The 1,933-nt window shown below is 43.0% G+C and carries 1 protein-coding gene; it reads right to left on the reverse strand.

Going from position 1 to position 1,933, the window contains the following annotated elements; all coding sequences use genetic code 11:
- A partial coding sequence (locus C8P70_RS13860) for a choice-of-anchor L domain-containing protein (RefSeq protein ID WP_166666240.1) occupies positions 1–1,916 on the reverse strand: 1,916 nt, incomplete at its 3' end.
- Positions 1,917–1,933: the final 17 nt, after the last annotated feature.

Consider the following 1,933-nt stretch of genomic DNA (forward strand, 5'->3'; position numbering starts at 1 on the left):
CCGTGAGGACTCAAATCAAATACATCATTCAATCCGTCGTTATTCGGAGAGATCCCTCTTGGAATAGGACAGTCTTCGTAATCGATAGTGAAACTGCTCTGATCGGTACAAATACCGTCACCTGAACTAGCATACACATAAACTGTTTTTCTTTCGAAAATCTGCATGCCTGGATATAGTTTGTCGCCATTTCCACCCGGTTCTGTAAAATATTGATTGTATTCAGAAAGTGGTTTTAGCTCGTAATATTCACAACTCAGCGTTTTATCTTCAAAAATATCTGCCCTCACCGGAGCTGTAATGTTTACCTGATAAGCGGTTTGTTCATAACAGCCCTGCTCACTGTTGACCTGCAACAGGTATATGGTGTGCTCACCCGGTTCTGCCAAAACATCTCCGACCTTGTACTCCTCGCCCTGTCCGCCCGGTTCGGTATAGTAATACTGATTATCGTTTATTTGTGGGAATACGTATTCTGCACAAACCGAAACGTCAGAGGGTTGATCGGGAACAGCGCCTTCTTCCGGCTGAATGTGTAACTCAAATACTTCATTACAACCGGTCTGGATATCTTCAACGCGGATATACACCGTTTGCAATTGGGGTTCTTTCCCTAAATTGTAGTATAACTTATCAACGAAAGCGTTCTCTCCCAATACAGCATCTTCCAAAGCACTAAAATAAGCTGTCGTATAGATTTCCTTTCCTGATTGTCTGAACATATCAGCTTCGATATCTTCAAAAACAATAGCCACATCTTGAAGTGAAGTTCTGCAAACACCAACGGTCTCAGGCGGATTTACAATACTTGAAATGGAAGGATAATACTCGATTCGAACAGAGTCGCTAACTTCGCAGTTTAGATCAATAAATCGCAAAACAACTGTGTAATCGCCCGCTCTTGTAACTGTCAGCTGATCTTTGGTTTCTCCCGGAAGCAGCTCCCCGTCTAAATACCATTCAATTGCCGTGGTAAGTTCTTCGTAATCCTTTATATAGCCTACTCCCGAATCTATCACATAGGGTTCTCCATAACAGATCCCGTTGTTTTCTGCTAAAAGGCGATCTTCGCCCAAGTCGATCTCGGGTAAATTACTGAAAGAAGAAGAGCTTAAAAACAAAGCTGTACCGTGATGAGGATCGTCACACAAATCCATCACTCCTATTTTAATGTGGTACTTTCTGCCGGGCTCTACCTTATAGGGAACTGTCTTCATCCCCACAGAGAGTCCGCTATAATTCACAGGAGCTTCAAAAGGATTGTCAATAGTATAGTAATAGTTCTTCCAAAAAAACTGAGGGTTTGCATCCTGACAATCAAATCCGTCCCACTGATATCCCTTGGTATTCCGGATAGTGGAAGTAGCAACAGGATCCTGAGAACCCGGAACAAGAGCCACATTCTCAATCTCACCGGTGGTCAAATCCGTGATAAAAATAGCAGCCATCCCTCCCGCTTCCCGGCATTTATAACTACAAGACAGCTCATAGATATCTGATGCAAAGAGATATTCAAATGTAAGGGTATCCACCACAGGCACATAGTCAAACTCTACCACCGAGGTGTGTTTAAAGGCATTGTATCTGTCGCTGTTTAAATCTTCTAAAACCGCATTTAGATCCGGATCTCCTACAGCCTTTTTTACTTTGTTCCTATCGTTATTGGACAAATCACGACTCATTGCCGCATTACTCACCTGATGAGTAGCCAAGATAATACCGGACTCAAAGGGTAAAATAGAGCCGTTTTGGGTAAAACTACCCAGAGCGTCTACCGCATTGTCATCACCAAACTGATAGCGAACATTGGATACCACATCGCAATCGGCATCCAATAAAACATCCGATATAAGCTCTGAAACACTTAACACTTCTCCTGCCGGAGTAATATCTGCTCGGGGCTCCGCAGTAGTCATACACAGGGTAAAAAATG

The sequence above is a fragment of the Myroides indicus genome, from assembly GCF_004364575.1.
GTDB classification, from domain to species: domain Bacteria; phylum Bacteroidota; class Bacteroidia; order Flavobacteriales; family Flavobacteriaceae; genus Flavobacterium; species Flavobacterium indicum_A.